The sequence below is a fragment of the Parasynechococcus sp. genome, assembly GCF_045559935.1.
GTDB lineage: Bacteria > Cyanobacteriota > Cyanobacteriia > PCC-6307 > Cyanobiaceae > Parasynechococcus.
In genome coordinates this window covers 671,203-696,893 of record NZ_JBJLJL010000008.1, presented here as the reverse complement: position 1 = coordinate 696,893, position 25,691 = coordinate 671,203, and the positions used below count along the sequence as shown (strand labels likewise).

General features: G+C 61.0%; 27 protein-coding genes. 5 read left to right on the top strand and 22 right to left on the bottom strand.

Translation table 11 applies throughout. From position 1 onward, the window contains the following. Nucleotides 1–6: 6 nt before the first annotated feature. Complete coding sequence (locus tag ACJ0G7_RS08040; protein WP_043693453.1) at nt 7–729, bottom strand: ribonuclease H; 723 nt, start codon at nt 727–729, stop codon at nt 7–9. A 51-nt stretch (nt 730–780) separates the two neighbouring features. Here ACJ0G7_RS08040 and ACJ0G7_RS08035 point away from each other — a divergent pair, with 51 nt between their 5' ends. Further along, nucleotides 781–1,485, top strand: a complete 705-nt coding sequence (locus tag ACJ0G7_RS08035; RefSeq protein ID WP_043693456.1) for a DUF3747 domain-containing protein — start codon at nt 781–783, stop codon at nt 1,483–1,485. A 256-nt stretch (nt 1,486–1,741) separates the two neighbouring features. Here ACJ0G7_RS08035 and rplL read toward each other — a convergent pair whose 3' ends face one another. The 8 genes from rplL to gloA all read right to left on the bottom strand — a co-directional run bounded on the left by rplL (nt 1,742) and on the right by gloA (nt 8,401). Then, a complete protein-coding gene (rplL, locus tag ACJ0G7_RS08030) occupies nt 1,742–2,137 on the bottom strand; it encodes a 50S ribosomal protein L7/L12 (RefSeq protein WP_043693461.1) in 396 nt (131 codons plus the stop codon). Nucleotides 2,138–2,193: 56 nt separating this feature from the next. After that, a complete protein-coding gene (gene rplJ, locus ACJ0G7_RS08025; RefSeq protein WP_043693464.1) occupies nt 2,194–2,721 on the bottom strand; it encodes a 50S ribosomal protein L10 in 528 nt (175 codons plus the stop codon). 241 nt (nt 2,722–2,962) lie between these two features. Continuing rightward, nucleotides 2,963–3,670, bottom strand: coding sequence for a 50S ribosomal protein L1 (gene rplA / locus ACJ0G7_RS08020; protein ID WP_043693468.1), 708 nt, complete (start codon nt 3,668–3,670; stop codon nt 2,963–2,965). A 69-nt stretch (nt 3,671–3,739) separates the two neighbouring features. After that, nucleotides 3,740–4,165 (bottom strand): 50S ribosomal protein L11, encoded by a 426-nt coding sequence (gene rplK, locus ACJ0G7_RS08015; RefSeq protein WP_043693471.1) that lies wholly within the window; start codon nt 4,163–4,165, stop codon nt 3,740–3,742. Between the two features lie 109 nt (nt 4,166–4,274). Beyond that, a complete protein-coding gene (gene nusG / locus ACJ0G7_RS08010) occupies nt 4,275–4,943 on the bottom strand; it encodes a transcription termination/antitermination protein NusG (protein ID WP_043693474.1) in 669 nt (222 codons plus the stop codon). 20 nt (nt 4,944–4,963) lie between these two features. Further along, the gene (gene secE, locus ACJ0G7_RS08005; RefSeq protein ID WP_071839710.1) at nt 4,964–5,203 is read right to left on the bottom strand and encodes a preprotein translocase subunit SecE; all 240 of its coding nucleotides are present in this window, start codon (nt 5,201–5,203) and stop codon (nt 4,964–4,966) included. Between the two features lie 49 nt (nt 5,204–5,252). Further along, nucleotides 5,253–7,997, bottom strand: coding sequence for an ATP-dependent Clp protease ATP-binding subunit (locus ACJ0G7_RS08000; protein WP_407395668.1), 2,745 nt, complete (start codon nt 7,995–7,997; stop codon nt 5,253–5,255). Nucleotides 7,998–8,002: 5 nt separating this feature from the next. Beyond that, the gene (gloA, locus tag ACJ0G7_RS07995; protein ID WP_043697074.1) at nt 8,003–8,401 is read right to left on the bottom strand and encodes a lactoylglutathione lyase; all 399 of its coding nucleotides are present in this window, start codon (nt 8,399–8,401) and stop codon (nt 8,003–8,005) included. Between the two features lie 111 nt (nt 8,402–8,512). Between gloA and eno the strand changes: the two genes are divergently transcribed. Beyond that, nucleotides 8,513–9,805 (top strand): phosphopyruvate hydratase, encoded by a 1,293-nt coding sequence (gene eno, locus ACJ0G7_RS07990; RefSeq protein WP_043693480.1) that lies wholly within the window; start codon nt 8,513–8,515, stop codon nt 9,803–9,805. A 9-nt stretch (nt 9,806–9,814) separates the two neighbouring features. On the opposite strand, the gene ACJ0G7_RS07985 is transcribed toward eno, so the two are convergent. The 7 genes from ACJ0G7_RS07985 to ACJ0G7_RS07955 form a co-directional block, all read right to left on the bottom strand. Further along, nucleotides 9,815–10,600: a hypothetical protein gene (locus tag ACJ0G7_RS07985; protein ID WP_156957152.1), complete on the bottom strand. Its 786-nt coding sequence runs from the start codon at nt 10,598–10,600 to the stop codon at nt 9,815–9,817. 130 nt (nt 10,601–10,730) lie between these two features. Continuing rightward, on the bottom strand, nt 10,731–12,413 hold the full coding sequence (locus ACJ0G7_RS07980) for an AarF/ABC1/UbiB kinase family protein (protein ID WP_043693487.1): 1,683 nt from the start codon (nt 12,411–12,413) through the stop codon (nt 10,731–10,733). Further along, complete coding sequence (locus tag ACJ0G7_RS07975; RefSeq protein ID WP_043693490.1) at nt 12,413–12,721, bottom strand: hypothetical protein; 309 nt, start codon at nt 12,719–12,721, stop codon at nt 12,413–12,415. The genes ACJ0G7_RS07980 and ACJ0G7_RS07975 overlap by 1 nt, the downstream gene beginning before the upstream one ends. Before the next feature lie 45 nt (nt 12,722–12,766). Next, entirely contained in the window at nt 12,767–13,336 is a 570-nt protein-coding gene (locus tag ACJ0G7_RS07970) for a hypothetical protein (RefSeq protein WP_407395665.1), read from the bottom strand. A 248-nt stretch (nt 13,337–13,584) separates the two neighbouring features. Next, on the bottom strand, nt 13,585–14,193 hold the full coding sequence (locus ACJ0G7_RS07965; RefSeq protein WP_407395663.1) for a hypothetical protein: 609 nt from the start codon (nt 14,191–14,193) through the stop codon (nt 13,585–13,587). Between the two features lie 9 nt (nt 14,194–14,202). Then, nucleotides 14,203–15,075, bottom strand: a complete 873-nt coding sequence (locus tag ACJ0G7_RS07960; RefSeq protein ID WP_407395661.1) for a bile acid:sodium symporter family protein — start codon at nt 15,073–15,075, stop codon at nt 14,203–14,205. Nucleotides 15,076–15,120: 45 nt separating this feature from the next. Beyond that, a complete protein-coding gene (locus tag ACJ0G7_RS07955; protein WP_043693501.1) occupies nt 15,121–15,501 on the bottom strand; it encodes a YidH family protein in 381 nt (126 codons plus the stop codon). A gap of 164 nt (nt 15,502–15,665) precedes the next feature. Between ACJ0G7_RS07955 and ACJ0G7_RS07950 the strand changes: the two genes are divergently transcribed. Next, the gene (locus tag ACJ0G7_RS07950) at nt 15,666–16,025 is read left to right on the top strand and encodes a DUF1622 domain-containing protein (RefSeq protein ID WP_407395659.1); all 360 of its coding nucleotides are present in this window, start codon (nt 15,666–15,668) and stop codon (nt 16,023–16,025) included. An 89-nt stretch (nt 16,026–16,114) separates the two neighbouring features. Here the strand turns inward: ACJ0G7_RS07950 and ACJ0G7_RS07945 are convergent, their stop codons facing one another. From ACJ0G7_RS07945 to argJ, 3 genes are all read right to left on the bottom strand, one after another. Then, a complete protein-coding gene (locus ACJ0G7_RS07945; protein ID WP_407395657.1) occupies nt 16,115–18,355 on the bottom strand; it encodes an arylsulfatase in 2,241 nt (746 codons plus the stop codon). 242 nt (nt 18,356–18,597) lie between these two features. Continuing rightward, nucleotides 18,598–19,611: a helix-turn-helix domain-containing protein gene (locus tag ACJ0G7_RS07940; protein ID WP_407395655.1), complete on the bottom strand. Its 1,014-nt coding sequence runs from the start codon at nt 19,609–19,611 to the stop codon at nt 18,598–18,600. A 165-nt stretch (nt 19,612–19,776) separates the two neighbouring features. Further along, nucleotides 19,777–21,006 carry a bifunctional glutamate N-acetyltransferase/amino-acid acetyltransferase ArgJ gene (argJ, locus tag ACJ0G7_RS07935; protein WP_407395654.1) on the bottom strand — a complete coding sequence of 410 codons (1,230 nt, stop codon included), beginning with the start codon at nt 21,004–21,006 and terminating at the stop codon, nt 19,777–19,779. A gap of 39 nt (nt 21,007–21,045) precedes the next feature. Here argJ and coaE point away from each other — a divergent pair, with 39 nt between their 5' ends. Next, entirely contained in the window at nt 21,046–21,633 is a 588-nt protein-coding gene (gene coaE / locus ACJ0G7_RS07930) for a dephospho-CoA kinase (RefSeq protein WP_407395652.1), read from the top strand. Here the strand turns inward: coaE and ACJ0G7_RS07925 are convergent. Together ACJ0G7_RS07925 and gatB are read right to left on the bottom strand one after the other, a co-directional pair. Beyond that, nucleotides 21,605–22,435, bottom strand: coding sequence for a 2OG-Fe(II) oxygenase (locus ACJ0G7_RS07925; RefSeq protein WP_043693517.1), 831 nt, complete (start codon nt 22,433–22,435; stop codon nt 21,605–21,607). The two genes, coaE and ACJ0G7_RS07925, sit on opposite strands and share 29 nt — an antisense overlap. Next, nucleotides 22,432–23,910 (bottom strand): Asp-tRNA(Asn)/Glu-tRNA(Gln) amidotransferase subunit GatB, encoded by a 1,479-nt coding sequence (gatB, locus tag ACJ0G7_RS07920; protein ID WP_043693520.1) that lies wholly within the window; start codon nt 23,908–23,910, stop codon nt 22,432–22,434. Before gatB ends, ACJ0G7_RS07925 begins: the two co-directional genes overlap by 4 nt. Before the next feature lie 144 nt (nt 23,911–24,054). Between gatB and ACJ0G7_RS07915 the strand changes: the two genes are divergently transcribed. Continuing rightward, nucleotides 24,055–25,146 (top strand): NAD(P)/FAD-dependent oxidoreductase, encoded by a 1,092-nt coding sequence (locus ACJ0G7_RS07915; protein ID WP_407395882.1) that lies wholly within the window; start codon nt 24,055–24,057, stop codon nt 25,144–25,146. Here the strand turns inward: ACJ0G7_RS07915 and ndk are convergent. After that, on the bottom strand, nt 25,122–25,577 hold the full coding sequence (gene ndk / locus ACJ0G7_RS07910) for a nucleoside-diphosphate kinase (protein WP_043693526.1): 456 nt from the start codon (nt 25,575–25,577) through the stop codon (nt 25,122–25,124). The two genes, ACJ0G7_RS07915 and ndk, sit on opposite strands and share 25 nt — an antisense overlap. Nucleotides 25,578–25,691: the final 114 nt, after the last annotated feature.

The following is a 25,691-nucleotide window of genomic DNA, read 5'->3' as shown; positions in this document are numbered from 1 at the left end:
AGCTGATCAAGGTTCTCCTGATCCTGCCTCGCGGCGTTGCAGCCGCCATCGCTGCCCCTGGAGAGGCTCCACCAGCCAGTCCCTCCAGATCCATGGTTCCTTGCGCTCCTCCAGCTGACGCATGGGTTGCTCCACCAACTGCGCCAGCTCCGTGACCTGAAGCGTGAAGCCTCCTGCGGCAAGCCGATCGGCCAGTTCGAGACGGCTGAGCAACTGTTGCAGCGGTGCTGGCGCGGGCTCGTCCGCTGCTTCGGAGGTCGTCTGAAGGTCAGGACCCAGGCCACGGGAGAACGAAACCGCGATGCGATCGACGCGATCGTTGTCAGGATCACCGCTGTGACCCTTCACATAGGTGAGCGGCACATCCAGGAGCCTCGCCTGATCCAGGGCCACCCAGAGATCCTGATTGAGCACCGGCTTACCGGCGGCGGTCTTCCAGCCCCTGCGTTTCCAGCCCTGCATCCAGCTGCCCAGGCCATCGATCAGGTATTTGCTGTCCGTGCGCAGGGTCAGATCGGGATGTCGGGGAAGCTCCTTCAACCGTTTCAGAAGCTCGAGGGCTGCCTGGAGTTCCATGCGGTTGTTGGTGGTCGCCGGGTCATGCCCGCCGAACTCCTCCACACTTCCGTCCTCGAACCGCAGCAGCGCACCCCAGCCCCCAGGACCGGGATTGCCGCTGCAGGCGCCATCCGTGGCTGCAGCCACCACGCGCCCCCGTCCATCAGCCATTGGTTCCCGCCTGCGTCATCCGGTACAACACGTGCTCCCGTGATGGCGCACATGTGGCGAACCTACCGCCGAGCTGTGGGCGTGAGCGCAGTCGGTGCACTCTCGCTGCTGCTGCCGGCCGGGCTGGCGGCCAGGGGAGTCTTTGACAGCAAACCGCTGCGTCAGGAGAGATTCGCGGTTCTGGCGCAACCGGTCGGTCGAAGCGACTGGAAACTGCTGGTGCTGGAGCAGATCAAACAACGGCCGCTGTGCTGGACAGCACGAGCCGACGGACTGATGGATCCCACGCTGAACACCTTCAACTTCGCCGGCATCTGCAGCCGTTATCTCGACAGCAATGGCTACTCGCTGCGCAGTGGAGGAGAGGATCTGGGCACCCGCTACAGGCTGAGTCTGAGACAGAAAGGCAGCACACTGGAACTGCAGGCAGGCCATGGCGGCAGCACGACACCGGTCACCATCGGTCGTGCCGTCATCCCTGCTCGCGATCGCAACGGCTTCGTCAGGCTTCGTCTGGACGATGGCTGGCGCCTGGAGCGTCGTGTGTACAGAGGGCGGACCCTGAGTCATGTGTATTTCGCCCACCCTGACCCGATGAACCGCCTGCTTGCGCGGGCCGCGGGTGGTGACAGCGGTGACAGCTTCGCTCGGCTCGGTGCCCCGACGGCTCCCTCGGCTCCTCCCCGCCTGGCATCGCGGGGGACGCTCAGCCCTGGCCAACCGATCAGGCTTGAGGTGATTCCTTACGGGCGGTGAAGCCGCCAAGTGTCACAGTGACACTTGAGAGAGCGACCTGAACGGCGCGTCACTGCCGTACCGCGCTTCTAGTTTCTGAGTGTGTGAGGAGTGCTGTACGCCTCTTCAGGGTCGAAACAAGGACAGACTCCTGAATGCCTACCACCCGAAAAACCCTGCCTTTGGCGGGGTTTTTTTATTGCTGAACAAAAATCGGACAAAAAAAACGGTCCCTGAAAGCAGGGACCGATACCGGGCATCGAGCCGGCTGAAAGGATCACTTGAGCGTGACCTTTCCGCCAACTTCTTCGATTTCCTTCTTGAGAGCTTCGGCTTCGTCCTTGGAGATGCCTTCTTTGATGGGCTTGGGAGCAGCCTCCACAAGTGCTTTGGCATCGCCGAGACCAAGACCAGTGGCATTGCGCACGGCCTTGAGGACTTTGATTTTGGCGGAAGCATCGAAGCTTTCGAGGATGACGTCGAATTCCGTCTTCTCCTCAGCGGCCTCACCGCCATCACCACCGGCAGCAGCGCCGGGGGCAGCCATCACGACGCCGGCAGAAGCGGCGGCGGACACACCGAAGGCCTCCTCGATCTGCTTGACCAGCTCGGAAGCTTCAAGCAGGGAAAGGGACTTCAGCGATTCGAGAATTTCGTCGGTTTTTGCGGACATGGTTGTGAATGAAGAAGCAACAGATCAGTGAAACCAGTGATGTCGGCAGAGAGTGCTCAGCTTTCGCCGCCTTCGGCGTGCTGCTTGAGCGCTCGCGCGATGCCGGAGGGAACCTCGTTGATACCAACCGCGACCTTGGTGGCCACGGCATTGATCGCACCGGCGATCTGAGCCATGAGCTGCTCCTTCGAAGGGAGATCCGCGATGGCTTTGATCTCGTCCTGAGACAGGAGCTTGCCTTCGAAGAGGCCGCCCTTGGTCTCGGACTTCTTGGTGTCCTTCTGGAAGGCCTGAACAGCCTTCACACCAGCACCAACATCGCCTTTGATCAGGACAAAGGCGTTGGTGCCGGTCAGCAGGGAATCGAGGTTGGCCCAGGAGCTGTCACCATCAATGGCGCGGCGCATCAAGGTGTTCTTGGTCACCTTGCAGATGCCGTCGCCGGCCCGCAGTCGATCCCGCAGGTCGGACATTTCCTTGATGGACAGGCCCTTGTAATCAAGAACCAGTGCCAGCTCGGCCTCGGCGAGGAGCTCCTTGAGCTCTCCGACGATCTGCTGCTTGCTCTCCAGCGTGCGGCCCATAGGGATTGGATCGGATCGAGGGGGAACAAGCTGGACACGCGGCCGATCGAGTCTTCAAAACGAAGACGAGGCCGCGTGCCGATCCAAACCCAAAAGGGGAAAAAACCGTGTCGCGTCTGCCTCGGCAGGGATTACTTCGTTGAGCCCGAATGGAATCGGGCTCTGGAAATCCTGCTGTCTCTGGCCGGGCGCGTGCCCGAGATTTGGCTTTCGCCAAGCGTCAACTATAGAACCAAGGGGTTCAGCCGTCCTGCTGGATGTCCTGCAGAGCCGAGAAATCCACCTCCACAGAAGGTCCCATCGTGGAGGTCACATACAGGCTCTTCCAGTAACGGCCCTTGGCACCACTGGGCTTGTTGCGATCGATCGTCTCCTGGAGTGTCTTGAGATTTTCCAGAAGCGCCTCCGCCGTGAAGCTGGCTTTGCCGAATCGCACATGCACGATTCCGGTGCGGTCGGCGCGGAATTCAAGTTTGCCAGCCTTGAATTCCCTGATCGCCCCGGCCAGATCCGCCGTCACAGTGCCGGCCTTCGGGTTGGGCATCAGACCGCGGGGGCCGAGCACACGACCGAGCTTGGCCACTTTGGGCATCATGTCCGGGGTGGCGATCAGCAGATCGAAATTCATTTCGCCCTTGGCGATGGTCTCCACCAGGTCTTCATCGCCGGCGAGTTCAGCGCCAGCCGCCTTGGCTTCGGCGACCTTCTCTCCTCGGGTCACCACGGCGATGCGCACGGTCTGACCGGTGCCGTTGGGAAGCGCCACGGTGGTGCGCAGCTGCTGATCGGTGTATTTGGGATCGATGCCGAGGCGGACGTGAGCCTCCATCGTTTCGTCGAATTTTGCTGTGGCGTTTTCACGCACAAGCGAGATCGCCTCGAGAGGCTCGTAGGCACGATCTTCGATCTTGCTGGCCAGGCTGGCCACGCGTTTGGAGATTTTTGGCATGACAGATGTGGGGTGCGAACGACATCAGTGATGTCTCCCCCGGTAAGAGTGAATGAAGGAATCGCGACGTCAGTCGCTGATGGAGACGCCCATGTTGCGGGCGGTGCCTTCGATGATCCGCATCGCAGACTCAACACTGTTGCAGTTGAGATCTGGAAGCTTGGTCTTGGCGATTTCCTCGAGCTGAGCCCGATTGATCGATCCGACGTTGCCCTTGGCGGACTCACCGGAGCCCTTGTCGATCTTGGCGGCCTTGGTGATCAGCACCGACGCCGGAGGCGTTTTGGTGATGAAGGTGAAGCTGCGGTCTTCGTAGACCGAGATCTCCACCGGGATCACGAACCCGGCCTTGTCCTGCGTGCGGGCGTTGTATTCCTTGCAGAACATCATGATGTTCACCCCGTGCTGACCGAGGGCAGGGCCCACCGGTGGCGCAGGGTTGGCTTTGCCGGCCTGCAGGGCCAGCTTGATGACTGCTGTGACTTTCTTGGCCATCGGCTGGGGGGTTTGGACAGCTGCGGATCACCGGACCCTCGGGCCCGATGCGGCGAGGTGGGGAACCACCTCCAGGGCCGCCCTCCGCAGGGAGACGGCCGCCGCCTGGTCAGTTCTGTTTGCTGATCTGGGAAAACTCCAGTTCCACAGGGGTCTCCCGTCCGAAGATCGACAGCAGCGCCTTGAGCTTGTTGCGCTCGCCGGAGACCTCGATCACCTCGCCCTGGAAGTCCTTGAACGGACCGCCGGTGACCAGGATCTGATCCCCCTCGGTGAGATCGACCTTCACCACGGTCTTCTTCTCCGCAGCCCGCTTGAAGATGCGGTCCACCTCCGTGCGGCTGAGGGGACGCGGTTTGATGTGGCCGCGAGCCTTGCCCGTGGCACGACGATCCTCGGCACCAACGAAGTTGATCACGTTCGGGGTGCTTCGCACCGCCATCATCGTGTCCTCATCCAGCACCATGCGAACCAGCACATAGCCGGGGAAGACCTTCTCCTCCGTGGACTGCCGGCTGCCGTCCTTTTTCAGCTTCACAGCGGGCGTCTGGGGAATCTCGATCTCCAGGATGCGGTTGCTGACGCCGAGGGTCACGGCACGCTGTTCGAGCGTGGCTTTGACTTTCTTCTCGCAACTCGATGCCACCTGAACGGCATACCAGCGGGCGATGGCCGTCTTGGCTCCGGTCTCCTCCGACAGCGTTCCCTCCTCCCCCTCGTTGGGAGCGGGAAGGTCGAGCACCTCGGCGGCGTCCGTTGTGATCAGATCGTCAGACACAGGGGAAGAGTGGGTGCGGATCAGCGGAACACCTGGGATGAAGCCCAGCCGAAGAAGCGACTCACCGCAGCGATCGTGGCCGCCGACAGGCTGACCATGAGGATCACGGCGATGGATTCGCTGAACAGCTGCTGACGACTGGGCCAGACCACCAGTTTCAGCTCATCGACCGTGGCGGCCAGAAACCCGCCCTGACGGGGGGATTCGGCATCCATCTCTGAGCTTGCAGCGGTGGTGTCCTCGGAAGTGGGGCTGCTCACGGGGCTGGAACCGGGTGTTGACAAGGGGCCTCAGCACCTCGCCAAACAGTCACCCTACCGGATGCACCTCTTCTCCCCATGGGCTGAAGGCGAGAGTGCCCGCCTCACCATCCGCCAGAGCGACCCGAACGCCCTGAACACCGCGGAAGCGGTCCTCCAGCAGTTCCGTGGCGAGAGGGTTCTCCAGCTGGCGTCGCAGCACCCTGCGCAGCGGGCGGGCGCCGTACTCCGGCTCGAAGCCCTGGCGGGCGATGAACTCCGCCACCGCGTCATCGACCTGCAGAGCGAGCCCCTGCTCGGCCAGCAGAGATGCAAGGTCGGCCAGCTGCAGACGCACGATGCGGACGAGATCCTCGATCTGCAGGGGATGGAAACGGATCAGCTCATCGATGCGGTTGAGAAATTCGGGCCGGAACTGAGCCGCCAGCGCCGCCTCCACCTGCTGGTCCAGCCCGGAGACATCCGAGGTCTCCCGACGGGCGTCCTCAAGAATGGCGCGACTGGCCAGATTGCTGGTCATCACCACGACGGTGTGGCGGAAATCCACGGTCCGCCCCTGGGAATCGGTGAGACGTCCGTCATCGAGGACCTGCAGCAGCAGGTTGAACACATCGGGATGGGCCTTCTCGACCTCATCGAGCAGCAGCACGGCGTAAGGGCGACGCCGGACCGCTTCGGTGAGCTGCCCCCCTTCCTCGTAACCGACATACCCGGGCGGCGCTCCGATCAGACGGGCCACCGCATTGCGCTCCATGAATTCGCTCATATCCAGGCGCACCAGGGCCTCTTCCTCATCGAACAGCGCCGAGGCAAGGGCCTTGGCGAGCTCGGTCTTGCCAACGCCCGTGGGACCCAGGAACAGAAAGGAGCCGACGGGGCGACGCGGATCCTTCATGCCGGCCCGGGCCCTCCGGATCGCGGCGGCCACGGCAGCAACGGCTTCCACCTGACCGATGACGCGCTCGCCGAGGTGGGCCTCCAACGCCAGCAGTTTGCGACGTTCGCCGGCCAGCAGTCGCTGCACGGGAATCCCGGTCCAGCGGGCCACAAGATCAGCGATGTCACCGGCTTCCACCTGCTCCCGGAGCAGGGCCGTGCCGGCCGCCTGAGCCTCCGCCAGAGAAACCTCTAGCTCTTCCTTCCGCTGCTGCACCGTGTGCAGCTGGTCGTACTGAAGCCGGGCGGCTTCCTCAAGATCCCCCTGACGCTCCGCCTCAGCGATGGCATGACGCAGGTCCTCGTCCTGCTGCAGCAACTGTGCAAGCTCCTCGAGCTGGCTGCGTTCCTGCTGCCAGCGGCGACGCAGACCCTCCAGGCGCTGCGAAACCTCCAACCGTTCGCGCTGAAGCTGGATCCGCTGCTCCTCCGGAGCCTGCTCCGCCGCCAGCAACGCCAGTTCCACCCGTCGCAGATCCGCTTCCGCCTCCTCCACCACCTGGGGTTTGGAGGTCACCTCGATCTTCAGCTGGGCAGCGGCCTCATCGATCAGATCGATCGCCTTGTCCGGCAGGCAGCGATCGCTGATGTAACGGTCCGCCAGACGATTGGCGGTCTGGATCGCTTCATCGGTGATCGTCACCCCGTGATGGAGCTCGTAGCGCTCCTTGAGGCCTCGCAGGATCTCGAGGCTGAGAGCCAGATCGGGCTCTCGGATCAACACCTGCTGAAAGCGTCGGTTGAGGGCGGGATCCTTCTCAACGGTGAGCCGGTAATCCTCCGGCGTCGTGGCACCGATGCAGCGCAGATCACCCCGAGCCAGAGCCGGTTTGAGCAGGCTGCCGGCATCGGTGCTGCTGCGGTCACTGCCCACCACGGTGTGGAGTTCATCGATGAACAGCACCACTCCTGAGTCGGAGCCGCTCACCTCCTCCAGCACCGACCGCAGGCGCTCCTCGAACTGACCTCGGAACTTGGCTCCTGCGATCAGGGCACCGAGGTCCAGCGCCACCAGCCGGAGCCCCTGCAGAGACTCCGGCACCTCACCGGCGACGATGCGCTGAGCCAGAAGTTCGGCAATGGCGGTCTTGCCGACTCCGGGAGCGCCGATCAGCACAGGGTTGTTCTTGCTGCGCCGTGAGAGCACCTTGATCAGATTGCGGATCTCACCATCGCGGCCGATGACGGGATCGAGCTCACCGGCTTCCGCTTCGGCGGTGAGATCCCGGCCATAGCTCTCGAGCGCTGTTGGTGCCAGGGGAGCGAGCTCCTGCTCAGGGACTGGCTCAGGGGATGGTGTCGGCGCCATGGGCACAGGTGCCGGAACCGGAATGGGGGCGGACCGCACGGGGCCTTCACTGACCGGTGGGTCCACAGGTCTCGGGCTCGGAGAGGGCTGCATCACCGGCTGACGCAGTTGGGCCTCCAGCCGATCCGCCGGCAGTCCGAGGCCTGCGAAGAGCTCAGCACCGATGCGGGGATCCCGACCGAGAGCGAGCAACACATGCGGAACATCGATCAATCGCGACCCCCAGCGCTGCCGGGCTCGCTCCGCCGCCTCCAGCAGTTCCTCAAGGTCCTCCCCGATGAACAACTCATCGCCGCGGCCGGCAGGCTGTTCGGCGAGCACGTCCTCCAGGCGATCGAGCAGATCCTCGGGACGCACCGACAGCGGCGCGATCCAGCGGCGAAAAGCGGGATCACTGAAGAGCACCTGCAGCAGATGCTCCACATCCAGCTGCTCATGGCGCCAGCGGCGGGCCACATCCTGCCCGGCGAGCAGCAGATCCCAGGCCTCATCGCTGAAGCGATCGGGCTCGTGCGTGAGGCTGCCCCGAGCGGGGGGGGAAGTCGTCATTCAGCTCAGGTGTCCGCGCGGGAGGAAAGTTCAATCAATTCCACCTTGTAACCGTCGGGATCTTCCACAAAGGCGATCACCGTGGAGCCATGTTTCATCGGTCCCGGCTCGCGCACCACGCGTCCTCCCTTGTCGGCGATGCCGGCACAGGTGCCTCGGATGTCCTCCACACCGAGAGCGATGTGTCCGTACCCATCACCGAGGTCATAAGCATCGGTGTCCCAGTTGTGGGTGAGTTCCAGCACCGTGTTCTCCCGCTCCGATCCGTATCCGACGAACGCCAGCGTGAACCGTCCACCGGGGTAGTCCTTGCGGCGCAGCAGCTGCATGCCTAGCAGCTCCGTGTAGAAGGCGATGGAACGCTCGAGATCCCCGACCCGGAGCATGGTGTGGAGCATCCGCATGGGTTCGGATCCTTCCTCGACATCTACCGGCATTCTGGCTGCGTGCGTTCAATCACAACCCGGTAGCGGGGGTCGACCCATAAGATCCCCGGGTTTGATGCCCCGTCCAACGTGATCGACTCCCTCGACCTCGTCATCGACACCATCGTGGCCAGAGAGGTACTGGATTCCCGCGGGAATCCCACGGTGGAAGCCGAGGTGATGCTCGAGAACGGAGCCATGGGGAGAGCGATCGTCCCCAGCGGCGCCAGCACCGGCGCCCATGAAGCCCACGAACTGCGCGACGGCGGCGAGCGCTACATGGGCAAAGGGGTCACCCAGGCGGTGAACCACATCGAAGAGCGCATCGCTCCGGCGCTCTGCGGGCTTTCATCACTGGATCAGGCCGCCGTCGATGCCGCCATGCTCGATCTCGACGGGAGCGATAACAAATCCAATCTCGGCGCGAATGCCATCCTCGCGGTGAGCATGGCCACTGCTCGAGCTGCTGCGAACGGCTTGGGAATCCCCCTGTATCGCTATCTGGGGGGTCCGATGGCCAACCTGCTTCCGGTTCCCCTCATGAACGTGATCAACGGTGGGGCCCACGCTGCCAACAGCCTTGATTTTCAGGAATTCATGCTGGTGCCCCACGGAGCTGAGAGCTTCCGCGAAGCTCTGCGCATGGGTACCGAAGTGTTCCACACCCTCAAAGGGCTGCTCAAGGCCAGGGGGATGAGCACATCCGTGGGTGATGAGGGTGGCTTCGCTCCGGATCTTGGCAACGTGGAAGCCGGTGAGATTTTGGTGCAGGCGATCGAGAAAGCCGGCTACAAGCCCGGTGAGCAGATCTCCCTGGCACTCGACGTGGCCAGCACCGAATTCTTCGAGAACGGTCGCTATGCCTTCGATGGCGGCAGCTACGACAGTGCCGAGATGGTGGGGCAGCTGGAGCAGCTGGTGGAGAAGTTCCCGATCATCTCGATCGAGGACGGCCTGGCTGAGGACGACTGGGACGGCTGGAAGCTCTTGACCGAGCGTCTCGGAGCCAAGGTGCAGCTGGTGGGTGATGACCTGTTCGTGACCAACACCAAGCGCCTGCAGCAAGGCATCGACAACGCGACCGCCAACTCAATCCTGATCAAGGTGAACCAGATCGGCTCTCTCACCGAAACGCTGCAGGCGATCGATCTCGGCGGCCGCAACGGCTACACCAGCGTGATCAGTCACCGGAGCGGCGAAACCGAAGACACCACCATCGCCGACCTCTCGGTGGCCACCCGAGCTGGCCAGATCAAGACCGGCTCTCTCAGTCGCAGTGAGCGGGTGGCCAAGTACAACCAGCTGCTTCGCATCGAGGACGAACTTGGCAGTCAGGCCGTGTATGCCGGCGCCGTCGGCCAGGGACCACGGGGCCGCAGCTGAGGCCCTGCCTCAGACCTTGAAGAGACGCTTCGATTGCACGGTGATCGAAATGGTCTTCCGGGCCTCCACAGTGGCTTCGCCTGGATATTTCCCGTGAAAGGAGTTGTCGGTCTTGCGAAACCCGAACACGAGGTTTTTGCGGTACGGCGCCCGGAAGACTTCATCAAAATCATCAAACTTGAACTGTTTACCGTTCCAACTTCGAAACCCATTGTCTTTGGGCACAAAAACAGATGTTCCCTCCTGCTCCAGAGAAGGGTGACCAGAGCAATACAGCAGGAATGTTGCATATTTCTGAACACCATCGGTATGGGGGGAAATCTGAAATCCCCCTCGATCCATCCAGAGATCCTTGCGGACCTTGAATCCTGACTGAAAGGATTCAACCCGCATATCAGGAGCAGGATCGGGCAAGGCATGCATCATCTCGGGAGACAGGAGATCGATGAATGCACTGAACACATCCCAGAAGGCGGCACGATCCACAGACAACCCTTCCAGTGACTCTGGATTGAGGCGAAACAGCTTTCTGTTCCTGCGGGCCATGGCATTACGCGTGCGCTCCACAGGCATGTCTTCCATGTCATCGGAGCCAGGAAAACTTTGGGACACCAACGTCATCATGCGCCCATCCAGAAAGCCATCCACAACCACAACCGGATAGGGATCACGCCGACGCTCACATTGACGCAGATAACGAACGGAGTGAGACATCGACCGCATCAATTCGCGGGGAGACAAACCACAGGCCTTCAGATTGCGACGGAAGTGGCGACTGCGGAGCAGCCATGCCAAGTGCAACCAACGGCCGATTGCAAGCTTCAGCTCAAGTGCAGAAGAAAGCCTTGGAGTCGACATCCAGACAAACAAACAACTTCGCTTTAAATGAATTTATCATCAACTCGAATGGGATGTGATCTTCGACTCAGGAGCGACTGGAACCAGGCATCTGCTCCAGGCGCTGATCACGACGAAGCCGCAGCTGGATGGACATCCAGCCGAACGCGACGGGAACGGTCGCTGCAGCCGGCAGCAGACTCCAGAAGGGACGACTGCTGGCTGCAAGCAGCGCCGTGCTCAGGGCAAGACAGCCCAGCAGCACGGACTGACCGATCGACTGCTGGACTGTGATCATCCGCCGGAACTGACGGTCGGACTCACCAAGGCGAACCTGCAGCTGCAGATCCCCCTGTTCCAGACGTTCCAGGCTGTCATCCAGCCGTTTGGGAAGGGCCACAGCCCGACTGCTCAGAGCTCCCACCTGGCGGCTGATCTCATTGAACAGATCACTGGAGCCGGCTCCACTTGAGGTCATCAGAGGCAGAAGGTAGGGCTTGGCGATGGCGACAAGACTAAAAGCAGGATCCAGGCTGCGGCCGACCCCCTCGAAGGTGGACAGGGCCCGCATCACGAAAATCAGCTCAACCGGCAGTCGGAAGGGCTGGCCGTACACCAGCTCGTACAGATCGCCGGACAGCTTGTCGATCACATTGGAGCTGAAGGGGGGCGTGAGCGCGTCCTGAAGCATCAACCGGACGAGACGTCTGACAGGGCCCACGTCGATGTCAGCGGCGATCACTCCGGCTGCCTGCATCTGTTCCACCAGAGCAGCTGAATCGCGGGAAGCGGCGGCCCGGACCATGGCCCCCAGTCGACGACGCAGACCGTCTGACAGAAGCCCCATCATTCCGAAGTCGTAGTAGATGAGTGCGCCATCAGCGGCGACCGCCAGATTTCCGGGATGGGGATCGGCATGAAAGAAGCCGAAGCGCACCAGCTGCTTCAGATAACTGGCAGCGCCGATCTCAGCGACGGCGGATGGGTCGATCCCGGCCTCCACCAGGGCCTCTCTGTCATTGACCTTGATGCCGGGGAGATAGTCGAGGCACAGCACCTTTCGGGTGCTCAGTTCCCAGATCACAGCAGGAATACGGATCTGTTCGTCATCCAGGAATTGCTGGCGGAACCGTGCGGCGTACTGGGCCTCCACACGGAAATCCAGTTCACGCAGCAGGACGCGACGACATTCCCTTGCCATCGCAGGCCAGTCCCGACCCCTCCCCCAGCTGGGATGACGCTGCAACACCACCGCCACCTGATGCATGACATCAAGATCGAGACGGAACAGTGAATCCAGGCCGGGACGCTGCACTTTGAGCACCACCTGGCGTCCGCTGCGCAGACTCGCCCGGTGGACCTGAGCCAGGGATGCCGCACCGAGGGGATCGGGATCCAGATCCACCACTTCGGCACATCGCTGTCCCAGTTCTTCCTCAAGAACCGACTGGACCCGATCGAAACTGAAGGCTGGAACGCGATCCTGCAATTCCGCCAGCTCCGCAACCCATCCCGCCGGGAGCACATCCGGTCGCGCGGAGAGCAGCTGCCCGAGCTTGATGAAGGCGGAGCCGAGCGTGAGGAGTTCAGCTGTCAACCATTGGGCTCGTTGCCTCTGACGCTCCTGCCGTCTCTCCGGGCTGACACCGCCGCGGTAGGTCCACGTCTGACCATCCCACCAGAGCAGGGCGATCAGGGTGAGAACTGTGCGCCAGATGCGCAGGGCTCTCCGGGTCCGCCGCAGGGGTGCCATGCGAACGGTTGGCGCCATCAGGGTTTGACCTCGAGGGCTCGACTGATCTCCGCCACCGTTGCCCTCAGAAGGTCAATCCGATCCTGGGATGACTGCTCCTGCGACGGTGCTGCAACAGCACCGTCGGCGGTGATGGTCTCACCGTGTTCCAGCCGTTCGGCCTCGGCCTGAACCTCCTCCTGAAACAGATCCCACTCCTGGCGTAGCCGTTCCGGAGCATCCTGCGCCAGCACTGCCAGTTCCGCTGCGGCATCAGCCAGGCCGTGGCCGAGGCGGGCACCGAGTCGATTGACGGTGGCGCGGATCAGGGCATCCGGCGATCCCATGACGCTCAGAACGACAAACCAGACTGTGGCAGATCCAGACCCCGATCAGGGAGCCATGACTGGGGGATCCGATGGAGTCGGCACCACAGGGAGCACAGGCTCCGGCGGAGGCAGCAGGATTGCGGAGGGCTGCGGAGGCGACTCTTCCGTGGCCACCGGTTGGACAGGCGATCCGAGCAACGGGTCGGAATCCGACTGGATCCGCTCCTCCGGAACCGTCTCGACCAGGGGCTTCTCTTCCCATCTGGCCTCCTCCAAGAGCGGCTGAACCGCCTGATTGAGCTGCAGGGATTCCTCCACCCGTCGCTCAGCCTCCAGACGCGCTTCCTCCTCCGCTTTGCGTTCGGCCTCCAGACGCGCCTCGATGGCAGCCACATCCACCTGCAGGCCGCCGGACGTCTGACCATGGCGGTCGCGCAGTGACCTCAGCGAATCACCGGGAAATTCCGCAGGAGCGAACAGCTCAGGCTCCGGTGTTTCGGGATTGCTTTGCAGGGTCACCAATCGATGGGTGATGCCATAGCCGAGGGTGAAGCAGCAACCGGCCAGGAGTGGCCCGACCCAGAAGCGTGGCTTGCGAGCCACCGGCACGTCAGGGGTGCTTCCGGTCTCCACGGTTCAGAAAAAAGCCACTCTGACAGTGATGGGCTCGATCCGATCGACATGTGGTCACGTTGTGGGGTCGTTGCTGGCCGGCGGATCGCGAACCACCACTCGCTTCATCAAAGAATGATCTCCGATGTCGCCCTGAATGAAAAGCCGTTAACAACAACAACATAGGGAATATTGGCTCAATCAAGCCGATGCACAAAGGCAACACTTCTCACATTTGAAAGCCAACATCTTTTTGAAATTCAATTGAATCAGTGCCGATGATTGCGCTGATAAACGATAAGCATGTGACTGATCCAACCTGGGCCGATCAGGGCAAGAATCATGATGGTCAGTGACGTGGTCAGTCGGCTGGACAGTGTTCTCGCTTCTTCAAGCCCGTTCAAGACAAAGGCAATCGAAACAAGCACACCGAACAACCCTGTGAATGTTCCACTGAGCGACTTCAGCAGGTCTCCGATCGAGCGTCCTCTCACAGCATTGGGATCGATACCAACGCGACGACCGGCAAGGACACCGGTAATGCCAAGCAAAACAACAAGCGCCAGTCGTTCCTGAGGTGAGTGGACCAACGCGGCGGCACTACCTTGCTGCATCTCATCCATCATCGAGGCAGCTGTACCAAGAAAACTCCCTGAGCAGAGGCCGATCCCTGTCCACCAACGGGTTGGTGATTTCAGTCGATGACGCAACCGGCTGATCAGGATCAACAGAATGCAGCTGATCGCTGCTGCCAGGAGCAACGGTAATTTGAGATTACAGATGTAGCCAACGGCAGATGTCAGCAGCAAGCAAGCCAAATCTGACGTTTGGCGTGGCTTCATGTAAAGCAGCTCTTGATGGTCTGATTCACGTTGCATGGCTTTGACTTAAACGTCCCCTGTGATCTGAGCCTGGGAAGCGTTCGCCTTGCGCCATTGCATGAAGGGTGCCGTGCCAACTGCCGTGACAACCACATAACCAACCACGGCTGCTTTGAGGTCTACAGCGTTGGGTGCCATGCGTTGCACGATCAGCAAAGCAAGACCTGGATTTCGCATGGACAGCACCAGCGGCAACGTGCTGCGTTCCACCCCATCGTCGCCGGCGACGGCGAACCCCAGACCGAGAGCAATCCAGGTCAGGATGAACATCAGCAAAGCACCTCTGAGGTTGCCAATTAACATCGGCGCCACCTGCGGCAACGCCACGATCAAGATCAAGGCCAGCAACACCAACAGCAGAATCTTGGAGGCCTTCTGAATGACTGGATTCCACCGTTCAGACCACTCAGCGCACCACCGACGCAGTGACACGCCAACCAACAGTGGAATCAACTGCACGGTGAACACCTGATAGGCGACCTCCTGGGCCGGAATGCTCCAGATCGTCTCTGATGCTTCGGTGGGCAGCTGACCAACCCAGAGCGGAACACTCAAGATGGCAGCGCAGGCCGACCAGAATTGCAACCGCGTAGCCAACTCAGGATTGGCTGCCAGCTTTGTGCTCTTCAGGGCAATCATCGGAGCACTGGGACAGATCGCCATCAGCATCACGGCTGTTGAAACGGCGGCAGACAGCCCTTGCCCAAGTGGACTGTGCAGCAACAGCAAGGCCACAATCGGCAGGACCATGCAGGTGGCCAACAGGACACGCACGAGCAGCCATGGCCGACGTTTCAGCAGTCCGAACTGCAGGCTGGGCAGATTGAGACCCAGAGACATCATGATGAAAAACAGGGCCAGCGAAATCAGCAGTGACATGAAAAGAATGGGAGTTTTGACAGTGACGCGGGAGCCCCCTTGAGCTCAGAAAAATGCGGAAAGCATCCAGAGAAATGCAATCACCCCGATCGACAGAACAGCTGTTGCCGTGGCAATCGAGAGCGAAGGCTCATCCCGGTAGAGATAAGGATCGTTTCGCAAACGAACGAGCTCACGTTTGTGCTGCCTCATGGCAATGAGCAGCGTGAAAATGCCAACCCCAATAAACACCATCGACATCAGTTGCACACCAATATCGTCGCGGGAGCTTGTTTCACCTCCTGCATCACGGATGGCACTGATGATTTGATCGAGACCGAATCCGAAACTGATCAGAGTCAGGGCGGTTCGGATCCAGGCCAGGGTTGTGCGCTCCGCAGCTGCTCGATTCCGTGTTTTGGCTAATTCCGTATTGGCATTGCTCATCCGAGCGGAAGGGGCAGACCTCTATCCACAGGATAAATATCGCTGAAGACAAAGGCATCTCAACATGATCCCGATTGTGCTGAATTGCTGCACTCTGGGTTTTGACAACTCGTCATTCTCTTCTCCCTCCTCCACAATCGTCTCATACCTGCAGCCAATGATTCATGGACTGGGCCGAGCATCTGCTGACGCATACGGCGGAAGGATTGCGCTTGATTCTTGAGGGCCTTTCGATTCTTTCCGTAGGGATTGGGTTGATTGCTGTGTTCAGTCCGGGCGGACCACTTCGTCTGCGGGCGATCCCGCCGCGCCTGATGCAGCGTGGGCCGCTGACGGCAGCGCGACTGACATTTGGAGGCTGGGTAGCCCTGGCCCTTGAGTTTCAGCTTGGAGCTGATGTCGTCCAGACCACCATCAGTCGTGAAGCATCAGCGTTGATCCAACTGGGAGCCGTGGCATTGGTGCGCACATTTCTGAATTACTTTTTGAGCCTGGAACTCAAAGAAAAAGAGCAGATCTCCTAACGAGATCTGCTCAAAGAAATACGGAAACAACTGGACGTCTCCCGTTGATTTGCACGAGAGACGTTGTTGCTGACTTTGGCTTGGCTGCTCTATTCGAGATACTCCACGTGCATGGTGTGAATGGATCCATTGAACTTGAATGGCGCACGTTCGTGGTAGTCGAGCGAAACAGGAGAACCAAGCGCCTGGCCGACATCCAGACAATCATTCGCCGTGAACAGCACAGCTGCAACCCTTGGCACAGTGCCGTCGATCACTTGTGTGCCATTGAGGGACACCTTGATCGACAGCGGACCTCTTGGATCGTCGTCGGTGTGCTGGGTGACGATCTCCAGTTTGTGACGACCGGCCGGCAGTGGCTCAGCAGAGCGCAGCTTGGTGCGTTCAATGATGAACAGGTTGTATTCATAAATGAGAACCCCCTGATCCATGTACAAGGTGAGACCACCTGAATTGGCGCCGAGCTTGTAGAGCACACCACTGGCATTCTCTGGAATCTCCATGTCGATCGTGACTTTGTTGTTGAGGCAACCAAGTCGTGGAGCACAGGGTTCCGGAATGCGTGTGATGGTGCCTGGCAACTCCCAGGATGTTGCTGGCGGGGCAACCTTCAGCTCCGGGTGGAAGATGATGGTCCAGAGGCCACCGCCAATCGGCAGGTTTTTGTATTTGGCCGATTCCACCAGGAACAGATTTTTAAGCATCTGCAACTTCTCTGGATGCTGATCTGCGAGGTTCCTGCTCTGACTCCAATCCTCATCGAGGTTGTAGAGCTCCCAGTCATCGGTGTCGGGTGACCAGGTGAGGATGTCGGGGTCGACGCCCTTCACCCAGGGCAGCCGAGGCCCTACGGCCCCAGCCATCCAACCGTTGTGATAAATCGATCGAGAACCCATGATGTCGAAGAACTGGGTCTTGAGCTGACCTGGTGCATCCGGGGCATTGAAGGCATAGGCGAAGCTGGTGCCGTGGATGGGATCCTGCTCCACGCCATTGACGATCTTGGGTGGAGTGATCCCCACCAGCTCATAGATCGTTGGCACGAGATCGTTGCAGTGGTGGAACTGCGACCGCGGCTTGGGATCCGGCTCGATGCCCTTGGGCCACTTGATCATCATGGGATTACGGGTGCCGCCGAGATAGGAAGCCTGCAGCTTCATACCTTGGTAAGGCGTGCTGCCGGCCCAGGCCCAGCCTGCGTGATACATGTTGTCGACCAGCGGGGAGCCGAGCACATCCAGTCCGCCAAGTTCATTGAGAACCTCGATGTGCTGCTCAATTTCCGAGGCGACGGAGTTCTGAGCCAACAGCTCCGAGATGGTGCCGTCCTGGCCTTCTCCGGAGGAGCCATTGTCACCCCAGATGTAAACAACGAGTGTGTTTTCCTCGTAGCCCAGCCGTTCAATTTCTGAGACGATGCGACCGACTTGGTGATCGGTGTGTTCAGCAAAGCCTGCCAGCACTTCCATCAAACGTGACTGGAAGGGCTTCTGATCGTCAGGGATGGAATCCCAGGCTGCCAAACGGGGGTGGCGTGGCGTGAGCTGGGCGTTCTCGGGGATCCAGCCTTTGGCCTTGGCATTTTTAAATGCCTTTTCGCGATACGCGTCCCAGCCCTCGTCGAACTTGCCCTTGTACTTGTCAGCCCACTCCTTATTCACATGGTGAGGACCATGCAGGGCTCCGGATGCCCAGTACATGTAGAAGGGCTGATCGGGGCGGAGCGCCTTGTGGGTTTGCAGCCAGTTGATGGCATCGTCGGCCAGGTCTTCACTGACGTGGTAGCCCTCTGCTGCTGTTTTCGGTGGCAACACCACCGTGGTGTTGCGCACCAGGTGTGGCTCATATTGAGAGCACTCACCTGCGAGGAATCCATAGAAGTATTCGAATCCAAGACCCGTTGGCCAATTTTCGAAGGGCCCTGCAGCCGTGGTCTCATTGGAGGGCGTGTTGTGCCACTTACCCCATGCTCCGGTGGCGTAACCGTAATTGCGCAGAACGTCGGCCTGCAGTGCACAGCTTTCCGGAATCCGTCCTGAATAACCGTCCCAGTCGTTAGCGAATTCACAGATCTGGCCGTTGCCCACGAAGGTGTGGTTGCGACCGCACAGCAGCGAGGAGCGTGTTGGTGAACACATCGCTGTGGTGTGAAAGCGATTGAAACCAACACCACCATCTTTGATCGCCTGAAGCGTGGGCGTATGAATTTCGCCGCCCAGGCATTCCGGCATTGCCGGACCGGCATCGTCAATCAGCACCACAAGGATGTTGGGTGCGTCGTCTGGAAGCCTCTTGGGATCGGGGAGCGGGCTATACGTCGACTCCTGCATCGTCGTCCCGGCCTTGCTGCCCGACGGTTTTGCAGGAAACGGCAGAATCGATCCGTCGATTTGTGAATGGTTGGCCATGAATGGAGACAGCCCTATGGGGAGTTCACCCCTTCACTTTTAGTCAGACGATTGGGTGAGACAGGTCGGTTTCTCCAAGGTCTGAACTTTTGGGATCACGGCCGCGGATCCCCCGTCGTCGAGCCAGGGTGTCTGGAATTGAGCCCATGAATGACCTGTGTGGTTCAGGCACGGGCCTTGCTCAGCGTGACGCTTGGACTTTCGGAGAACAGCTCTTGATAGGCCCTCGCGAAATGACCGCGGCTGCGGAAGCCGAAATACTGAGCCACCTCTGAAACGGTGGTGAGTTGAGCTGTTTTGCGTCGCTCTTGGGAACGCAGCATGCCGTTCACCTTCTCAAGACGGATACGCTTCAGCAGTTCCATCGGTCCGATGTCCAAGGCTTCCTTGGTGCTTTGGATCAACGTGCCCTTTGAGGCAAAAAGCATTTGGCAGATCTGGTCGAGGTTGGTATCTGCCGTGCCATGAAGAAAGCCCCAGCCGATCAGTCTTCGCACCAGCTCCTGACGAGGCGTGGAAACCATCGGAATAAAACAACCTTCTTCGTCGTGACAAGTTAGGCACTTCACGAAAAGGCCGTAAAGGCGATGACCTGCCTGCTGTGGACGGATGGTGTTTACAAATGAGTTCTGGATCAGAAACTCAAACTCTTTAGCCATATGCTGGTGCATCAGCGGGAAGCTTTGCAACGAATTGCTCATCTCCATCTCTCCAATCATTGACTCCAAACCGAAATGCTCCAGATAGTCATTGAAGCGTCGGCTCGAGGTGATCGTCAGATAAGTGGTGGAGTCAGCGGAAAGTTCGAAGTGCGATTCCAGCAATCCCTGCTTGAAACCATGAACGGAATAAGCCGACATGGGAACGCAGAAGACCTTGTGATCTTTGGCTTGGCCGGAAGCTTCTATACAGAAACTGATGCAGTCGGGACCCCGATCACCATTGAGAAGAATCCGATGCGTCGTGGTGATCTTGAGAAGCGTGACAGCCCCAAGCTGAGCAATCGACATCTCACCTTTCAGCCTGCCGGGGGTGAGCTGCAAAGCATCAAAACGCTTACCCACCAAGTGAAACAGTTGACTCAGTTCAGATGCTGAATGAAATGAGTAAGAAGAGCCAGACACTCCTTGTTGAGACCATCTTTGATCCACGTTCATCATCCCTGGCGTCGCCTCCATGCAGGATTGGCGTTCATACCCAACATCGTCAAAGTAGCCAGCATTGGCATCCCAGACCGAAAGTCATCGCACCTAAACACAACTGTGGCGCGTTGTGTTTAGCTTCAGTTTATGGATCCTCAGGATGCCTGACGGGCATGATCCGGTCACGCCAAGGCCTTGCGGTCATGTCGTGTAATCGGCGTTGATGCGTACATATTGATCTGACAAATCACATCCCCAGGCCGTGCCCTGTCCGCCCCCGGAGCCAACGGCAAGACGGATCCGAACGGAATCATCCACCAGGTAGCGGCCATGGGCCCGCTCACTGAGATAAGCCGATGCCGCAGAACGATCAAATGCCAGGGGATGGCCTGCGTCCATCAACTGATGAGCCCCGATCCAGAGGGCGACTGCCTCTGGATCGAACGCCACCCCGGAACGACCGGCCGCTGCCACGATCCGGCCCCAGTTGGGGTCACGACCATGGACAGCGGTCTTCACCAGCGAGGAACCGCAGATCGTCCTGGCGATCTGTCGTGCACCGGCCTCGGTGGACGTTCCTTCCACCTGAACCTCAATCAGACATGTGGCCCCTTCCCCATCCCGGGCGATCGCCCGGGCGAGGTGTTGCGCCACCAGGGTGACTCCCTGCTCAAGCGTGGCGTGACAGGACTCCGGCAAGGGCTCACCGGCAGAGAAGGCCAGCACGGTGTCATTGGTGCTGGTGTCTCCATCCACGGTGATGGCATTGAAGGAGCGCTCCACCGCTCGCTGCACCATGCCTTTCCACACCTGGGAAGGCACCGCGGCATCACAGCTGATGGTGCCGAGCATCGTGGCCATATCGGGGTGGATCATGCCCGACCCCTTTGCCATGCCACCGATCCGCACACTGCGGCCGTTGAGTTCCGCCTCAATGGCGATCTGTTTGTCCACCAGGTCCGTCGTCAGGATCGCCTCGGCAGCGGCTGAACCCCCCTCCGGCCTCAGAGCCTCCACCAGAGGATCAAAGCCAGCCAGCAGCACATCCATCGGGATCGGTACACCGATCACACCCGTGGAACAGATCAGCACCTCCTCCGCATCCAGGCCAAGACGATCCGCCAGCGCCTGAGTGGCACGCTGACTGTCGATCAGACCACGGTCACCCGTGCAGGCATTGGCCTGGCCGGAATTGATCAACACCGCCCGCGCTGCTCCACCCTGCTGTTGCAGGCGATCTGCACACAGGTCAACGCAGGCGGCCCGCACACAGGATCGGGTGAAACTGCCGGCGCAGACTGCCCCCTGCGGTGCGAGCAGCAGGGCCAGATCGGGCTTGCCGGAGGGTTTCAATCCGGCCACGATGCCTGAGGCCAGAAAGCCCTGGGGTGCTGTGACACCGCCGGGCACCGGCTTCCAGGAGGACGCCATCGCCGTCAAGGGAGACTGTTCTCATCCTGCCTTTGCGGCATGCAACGACGCATTGGACTGACAGGGGGAATCGCCAGCGGCAAAAGCACGGTTGGACGGTGGCTGGAAGCTCTTGGCTGGCCTGTGCTGGATGCGGATCATTTCGCCAGGGACGCCATCGGACCGGGACAGCCTCAGACCCTGGCCGTGCTGGAGCGCTACGGAGAGGTTGTGGCCATCGATGGATGCGCCATCAACCGAGCCGCTCTGGGCCGCATCGTGTTCAGGGACGCCTCTGAGCGGGCCTGGCTGGAGCAGCTGATTCATCCGGTGGTCCGAGAGCGGTTCGATCAGGCCCTCGATGCCCTGGAGGATGAACCGGTGGTGGTGCTCATGATTCCCCTGCTGTTCGAGGCTGGACTCACGGGCCTGTGCAGCGAGATCTGGCTGGTCGACTGCGACGAGCAGCAGCAGCTGGCGCGGATGATGCAGAGGGACGGTCTCGATGCGGTGCAGGCCCGAGCCAGGCTCGGTGCCCAGTGGCCTCTGGCCCGCAAACGCCCGCTGGCAGATCGCTTGATCGACAACCGCGGCACCAAGCAGGAGCTGGAGGATCAGCTCAGCCGTTGCGTCCTGGCTCCGCCCTGAACCATTTCGTGATCACCCACTTGCTGCCGGACTCGACCGGCAGAGCCTCATGCAGGGTGAAGGGGTTCGGCGTGCCATCGGCCTGCAGGTTGTTCCAGGCCAGCGCCATCCCGGGAACGGGGCTGAAATGCCGTCCGAGGCGACGGAACAGGGTTTCACCCCCTTCCTCCACGGCGTTGAGATAAACCATCACCGTCCAGGTGCGCTGGCCGCCGTTGCTGGTGTGCTGGGTGAACTCCTTGGTGCCGGGAGCGAACCAGTCGGTGTGCTCCTTGAAGTACTCCCCGGGGTCGTAACGCTGCCCCTGAATCGGCTCCGACAGCCGTGGGTCAACGCCCAGCAGGGCCGCGAAGCGTTGATCCAGGCGTGCGGCAAACCCTGGGTGGTCCTGCCGCAGATGGCAGGTGCGGCTGGTGCGGTAGTCGCTGCTTCCACGGGTGACGGTGGAAGGCTGGAGCGATCCGTTGATGGCCTCGATCAGCTCCCGGCATTCCTGACGGGACAACAGGCCGGGCAATTCATAGAGCTGGGCCAGGGGGGTGTCGAGCCGCCAGGCCCGCGGCAGATGGTCCGGTCGGGTGAGCGGGGCCTCGAACCAACGACGCCAGTCCGGTGTGGGGGCCGATGATCGCGGGACCGACGTCAGGACTGTTTCGGGCGAGTCGAGCACCGCTTCGATGGCTGCACGCTCGAACCCCTGAACCAAGGCGCGATCGATCAAGCCAACCGGATCGCAGCCGCGGTCACGATTGTGCAGCAACCATTCCCTCCAGGCATCAGGGATGGAGGGTCCGGTCGTCATTCCCCTTTGAGCCTGCGGCTGAGGATCTGATTGGCGAGCTTGGGATCAGCCTTGCCTCCCGTTTTCTTCATCAACTGCCCGACGAAGAAACCCTGCAATTTGGTCTTCCCGCCCCGGAAGGCCTCCACCTCACCCGGATGGGCCGCCAGGAGGTCATTCACGATCGCTTCGATCGCCGCGGGGTCGCTGATCATCCCCAGTCCCCGCTCGTCCACGAGCGCTTTGGGTGAGCCTCCCTTCTCAAGCAGATCGGGAAGGATCTCCTTGGCGATCTTGCCGCTGATCTTGCCGCCGTCGATCAGCTTCACCATCTCGGCCAGCTGCTCCGGGCGGAACGGCAGATCGTCGTAACCAAGGCGATTGCTGTTCACATGGGCCGCGATGTCGCCGGTGATCCAGTTGGCGGAGAGCTTGGCGTCGGCACCGGCGGCGACAACAGCCTCGAAGTAGTCCGCCATCGGTCGTTCGTCGGTGAGCACCCGGGCGTCGTACTGGGACAGCCCCAGCTCATCGGCATACCGATGCCGCTTGGCCGCCGGCAGCTCGGGCAATTCAGCGCGCCAGGACTCCCGCTGATCCGCGCTCACCTCGATCGGGCCGAGGTCGGGATCCGGGAAGTAGCGGTAATCACTGGCGCCTTCCTTGCTGCGCATGCTCTTGGTGAGCTGCTTGCCCTCATCCCAGAGCCGGGTCTCCTGAACGATCGGCTCACCGGTCTCGTAGGCCTTGATCTGACGCTTGATCTCGTACTCACAGGCCTTCTGAATGGCTGAGAAGGAGTTCATGTTCTTGATCTCCACCTTCGTGCCGAAGGGCGCATCCGGCCCCCGACGCACGGAGATGTTGACGTCGCAACGCAGGGAGCCCTCCTGCATGTTTCCGTCGCTGACGCCGAGATAACGCATGATCCGGCGGATCTCCGAGGCGTATTCGGCCGCTTCGCGACCCGTGCGCAGGTCCGGCTTGCTGACGATCTCCGCCAGAGCCACACCGGCCCGGTTGTAGTCCACCAGCGAATGGGTGGATCCGGCCAGGCGATCGCTGCCGGCATGCACGAGCTTGCCGGCGTCCTCCTCCATGTGAAGGCGTTCGATGCCGATGGTCTTCAGATAGGAGTCCTTGCCCTTCTCGGCCACCTCAACTTCGATCCAGCCCTCCTCGGCGATCGGCTCGTCGTACTGGGAGATCTGATAGTTCTTCGGAAGGTCGGGGTAGAAATATTGCTTGCGGTCGAACTTGCTGTGTTCGGCGATGTTGAGGTTCAACGCCATCGCCGCCTTCACCGCGTACTCGAGCACCTTCTGGTTCAGCACAGGCAACGTGCCTGGCAGCCCGCACACCACAGGGTCGATGTGGGTGTTGGGATCGTCTCCGAAGGCGGTGGACGCCGCCGTGAAGATCTTGCTGTCGGTGCCCAGCTGCACGTGGGTCTCCAGGCCGATCACGGCTTCCCAGGCGGGCTCTGCTGCGGCCATCTCGGCATCGGTTCAGACGCCTGAATCCTATGGAAAGGCAGCGTCGGTGCCTGTCGAGCTGTTGACCTAGAACAAACGGAAGCGACCGACGACGTGAGCGACACCGCGGCCCAAGAGCGGATCCTTGTCCTGGGGGGCGGTCTGATGGGACTGGCGATGGCGCATCAGCTGGCCAGACGCGGGCGACAGGTTCTGGTGATCAGCCGGCGGCGAAGCGAAGCAGCGGGCTTCGTCGCCGCCGGCATGCTCGCCCCCCACGCAGAAGGACTGCAAGACGAGCTGCTGCAGCTCGGTGAAACGAGCTTGGAGCGCATCCCGAGCTGGGTGGCCCAGATCGAAGCCGACAGCAGCCTCCCCTGCGGTCTCCGCACCAGTGGAATCGTGGTGCCGTTCACGGATGCGGGAGAACGGGATGCCTATCCCACCGCTGCCCTTGGGCAATCTCTGAACCGATCTCAACTTGAGCAGGAGATCCCGGATCTGGGGGAGGACTGGACCACTGGTCTGCTGTTTGAGCAGGACGGACAGATCGACAACCGCCGCAGGCTGATGCGGGCCCTGGAACGAGCCTGCGTCTCACTCGGCGTGCATTTTCTCGAGGGCGCCGAAGTGAGCAAGCTGGCCCAGGACTCCGATGGAGCTCTCAGGGGCGTGCTGGTGCGTACCGCTGAGGGAGACGAACAGGTCTTCGAGACAAGGGCAGCTGTTCTCTGCAGTGGAGCTTGGAGCCGAATGCTGGTCCCTGAACTGCCGGTCTTCCCCGTGAAGGGGCAGATGCTGTCTCTCCAGGGCCCTCGCGAGGCCTTGAAGCGGGTGATCTTCGGCCCCGGCATCTATCTCGTTCCGCGGGAGGACGGTCTGGTCGTCGTCGGAGCCACGAGCGAACGGGAGGCCGGCTTTTCCGAGGGGCTCACCCCGGATGGTCAGAAACAGCTGCAGACGGGAATCGCCAGCCTGTTGCCGGTTGCTGCGGGCTGGCCACCGATGGAGCGCTGGTGGGGCTTCCGCCCCTGCACCCCGGATGAAGGCCCGCTGCTCGGACCTGGCCCGAGTTCCGGTCTGTGGCTGGCCTGCGGCCATCACCGCAACGGCGTGCTGCTTGCCGCGGTGACCGCCCAGCTGCTGACAGCGGCGATCTCAGAGGAACCCCTCAGCAGCAGCGATGAAGCGCTGCTGAGGGCTTTCAACTGGTCACGGTTTGCGGAGAGGGATCAACCCTCGACGCGCCAACCCTGATCCGACGGCGTCCAGTCGTTCAGTTCCGAGGCGTCGAACCAGAGACCGATCTCGAACGCAGCTGTTTCAGGGGCGTCGGAACCGTGGATGACATTGCGACCGATGTTCACCGCCAGATCACCCCGGATGGTGCCGGGCTCAGCCTCAAGGGGCTTGGTGGCACCGATCAGCTTGCGGGCGCTGGCGATCACGCCGTCGCCTTCCCAGACCATGGCCACCACCGGGCCGGAGGTGATGAACTCCACCAGCCCAGCGAAGAAGGGGCGCTCCTTGTGAACCCCGTAGTGCTGCTCAGCAAGCTCACGGCTGGGAGTGGTCTGCTTCAGCCCCACAAGCTTGAACCCCTTGCGCTCGAAGCGGCCGAGGATCTCTCCCACCAGGCCGCGCTGGACGCCGTCGGGCTTGATGGCGATGAACGTGCGTTCGGCCATGGGTTGGTATCAATCAGAAAGCGCCGTCATCGTCAGCGCTGGCCTGCCCGCTTGGCAAGTACAGAGGCTGAGCTCCGGCAGGAATGTTCCTAGATTCCGGCCGTGCACGTTGAC

Excerpts from the sequence above, each read along its gene's own strand:
- coaE (WP_407395652.1), top strand. The coding sequence starts at position 21,046 with ATGCAACGACGCATTGGACTGACAGGGGGAATCGCCAGCGGCAAAAGC.
- ACJ0G7_RS08040 (WP_043693453.1), bottom strand. The coding sequence starts at position 729 with ATGGCTGATGGACGGGGGCGCGTGGTGGCTGCAGCCACGGATGGCGCC.
- ACJ0G7_RS08000 (WP_407395668.1), bottom strand. The coding sequence starts at position 7,997 with ATGACGACTTCCCCCCCCGCTCGGGGCAGCCTCACGCACGAGCCCGAT.
- ACJ0G7_RS07940 (WP_407395655.1), bottom strand. The coding sequence starts at position 19,611 with ATGGAGGCGACGCCAGGGATGATGAACGTGGATCAAAGATGGTCTCAA.
- ACJ0G7_RS07955 (WP_043693501.1), bottom strand. The coding sequence starts at position 15,501 with ATGAGCAATGCCAATACGGAATTAGCCAAAACACGGAATCGAGCAGCT.
- ACJ0G7_RS07975 (WP_043693490.1), bottom strand. The coding sequence starts at position 12,721 with ATGGGATCGCCGGATGCCCTGATCCGCGCCACCGTCAATCGACTCGGT.
- gatB (WP_043693520.1), bottom strand. The coding sequence starts at position 23,910 with ATGGCCGCAGCAGAGCCCGCCTGGGAAGCCGTGATCGGCCTGGAGACC.
- ACJ0G7_RS07980 (WP_043693487.1), bottom strand. The coding sequence starts at position 12,413 with ATGGCGCCAACCGTTCGCATGGCACCCCTGCGGCGGACCCGGAGAGCC.
- rplK (WP_043693471.1), bottom strand. The coding sequence starts at position 4,165 with ATGGCCAAGAAAGTCACAGCAGTCATCAAGCTGGCCCTGCAGGCCGGC.
- gloA (WP_043697074.1), bottom strand. The coding sequence starts at position 8,401 with ATGCGGATGCTCCACACCATGCTCCGGGTCGGGGATCTCGAGCGTTCC.
- ndk (WP_043693526.1), bottom strand. The coding sequence starts at position 25,577 with ATGGCCGAACGCACGTTCATCGCCATCAAGCCCGACGGCGTCCAGCGC.
- rplA (WP_043693468.1), bottom strand. The coding sequence starts at position 3,670 with ATGCCAAAAATCTCCAAACGCGTGGCCAGCCTGGCCAGCAAGATCGAA.
- ACJ0G7_RS07965 (WP_407395663.1), bottom strand. The coding sequence starts at position 14,193 with ATGCAACGTGAATCAGACCATCAAGAGCTGCTTTACATGAAGCCACGC.
- ACJ0G7_RS07945 (WP_407395657.1), bottom strand. The coding sequence starts at position 18,355 with ATGCAGGAGTCGACGTATAGCCCGCTCCCCGATCCCAAGAGGCTTCCA.
- rplJ (WP_043693464.1), bottom strand. The coding sequence starts at position 2,721 with ATGGGCCGCACGCTGGAGAGCAAGCAGCAGATCGTCGGAGAGCTCAAG.
- rplL (WP_043693461.1), bottom strand. The coding sequence starts at position 2,137 with ATGTCCGCAAAAACCGACGAAATTCTCGAATCGCTGAAGTCCCTTTCC.
- argJ (WP_407395654.1), bottom strand. The coding sequence starts at position 21,006 with ATGGCGTCCTCCTGGAAGCCGGTGCCCGGCGGTGTCACAGCACCCCAG.
- ACJ0G7_RS07960 (WP_407395661.1), bottom strand. The coding sequence starts at position 15,075 with ATGTCACTGCTGATTTCGCTGGCCCTGTTTTTCATCATGATGTCTCTG.
- ACJ0G7_RS08035 (WP_043693456.1), top strand. The coding sequence starts at position 781 with ATGTGGCGAACCTACCGCCGAGCTGTGGGCGTGAGCGCAGTCGGTGCA.
- ACJ0G7_RS07950 (WP_407395659.1), top strand. The coding sequence starts at position 15,666 with ATGGACTGGGCCGAGCATCTGCTGACGCATACGGCGGAAGGATTGCGC.
- ACJ0G7_RS07915 (WP_407395882.1), top strand. The coding sequence starts at position 24,055 with ATGGGACTGGCGATGGCGCATCAGCTGGCCAGACGCGGGCGACAGGTT.
- ACJ0G7_RS07925 (WP_043693517.1), bottom strand. The coding sequence starts at position 22,435 with ATGACGACCGGACCCTCCATCCCTGATGCCTGGAGGGAATGGTTGCTG.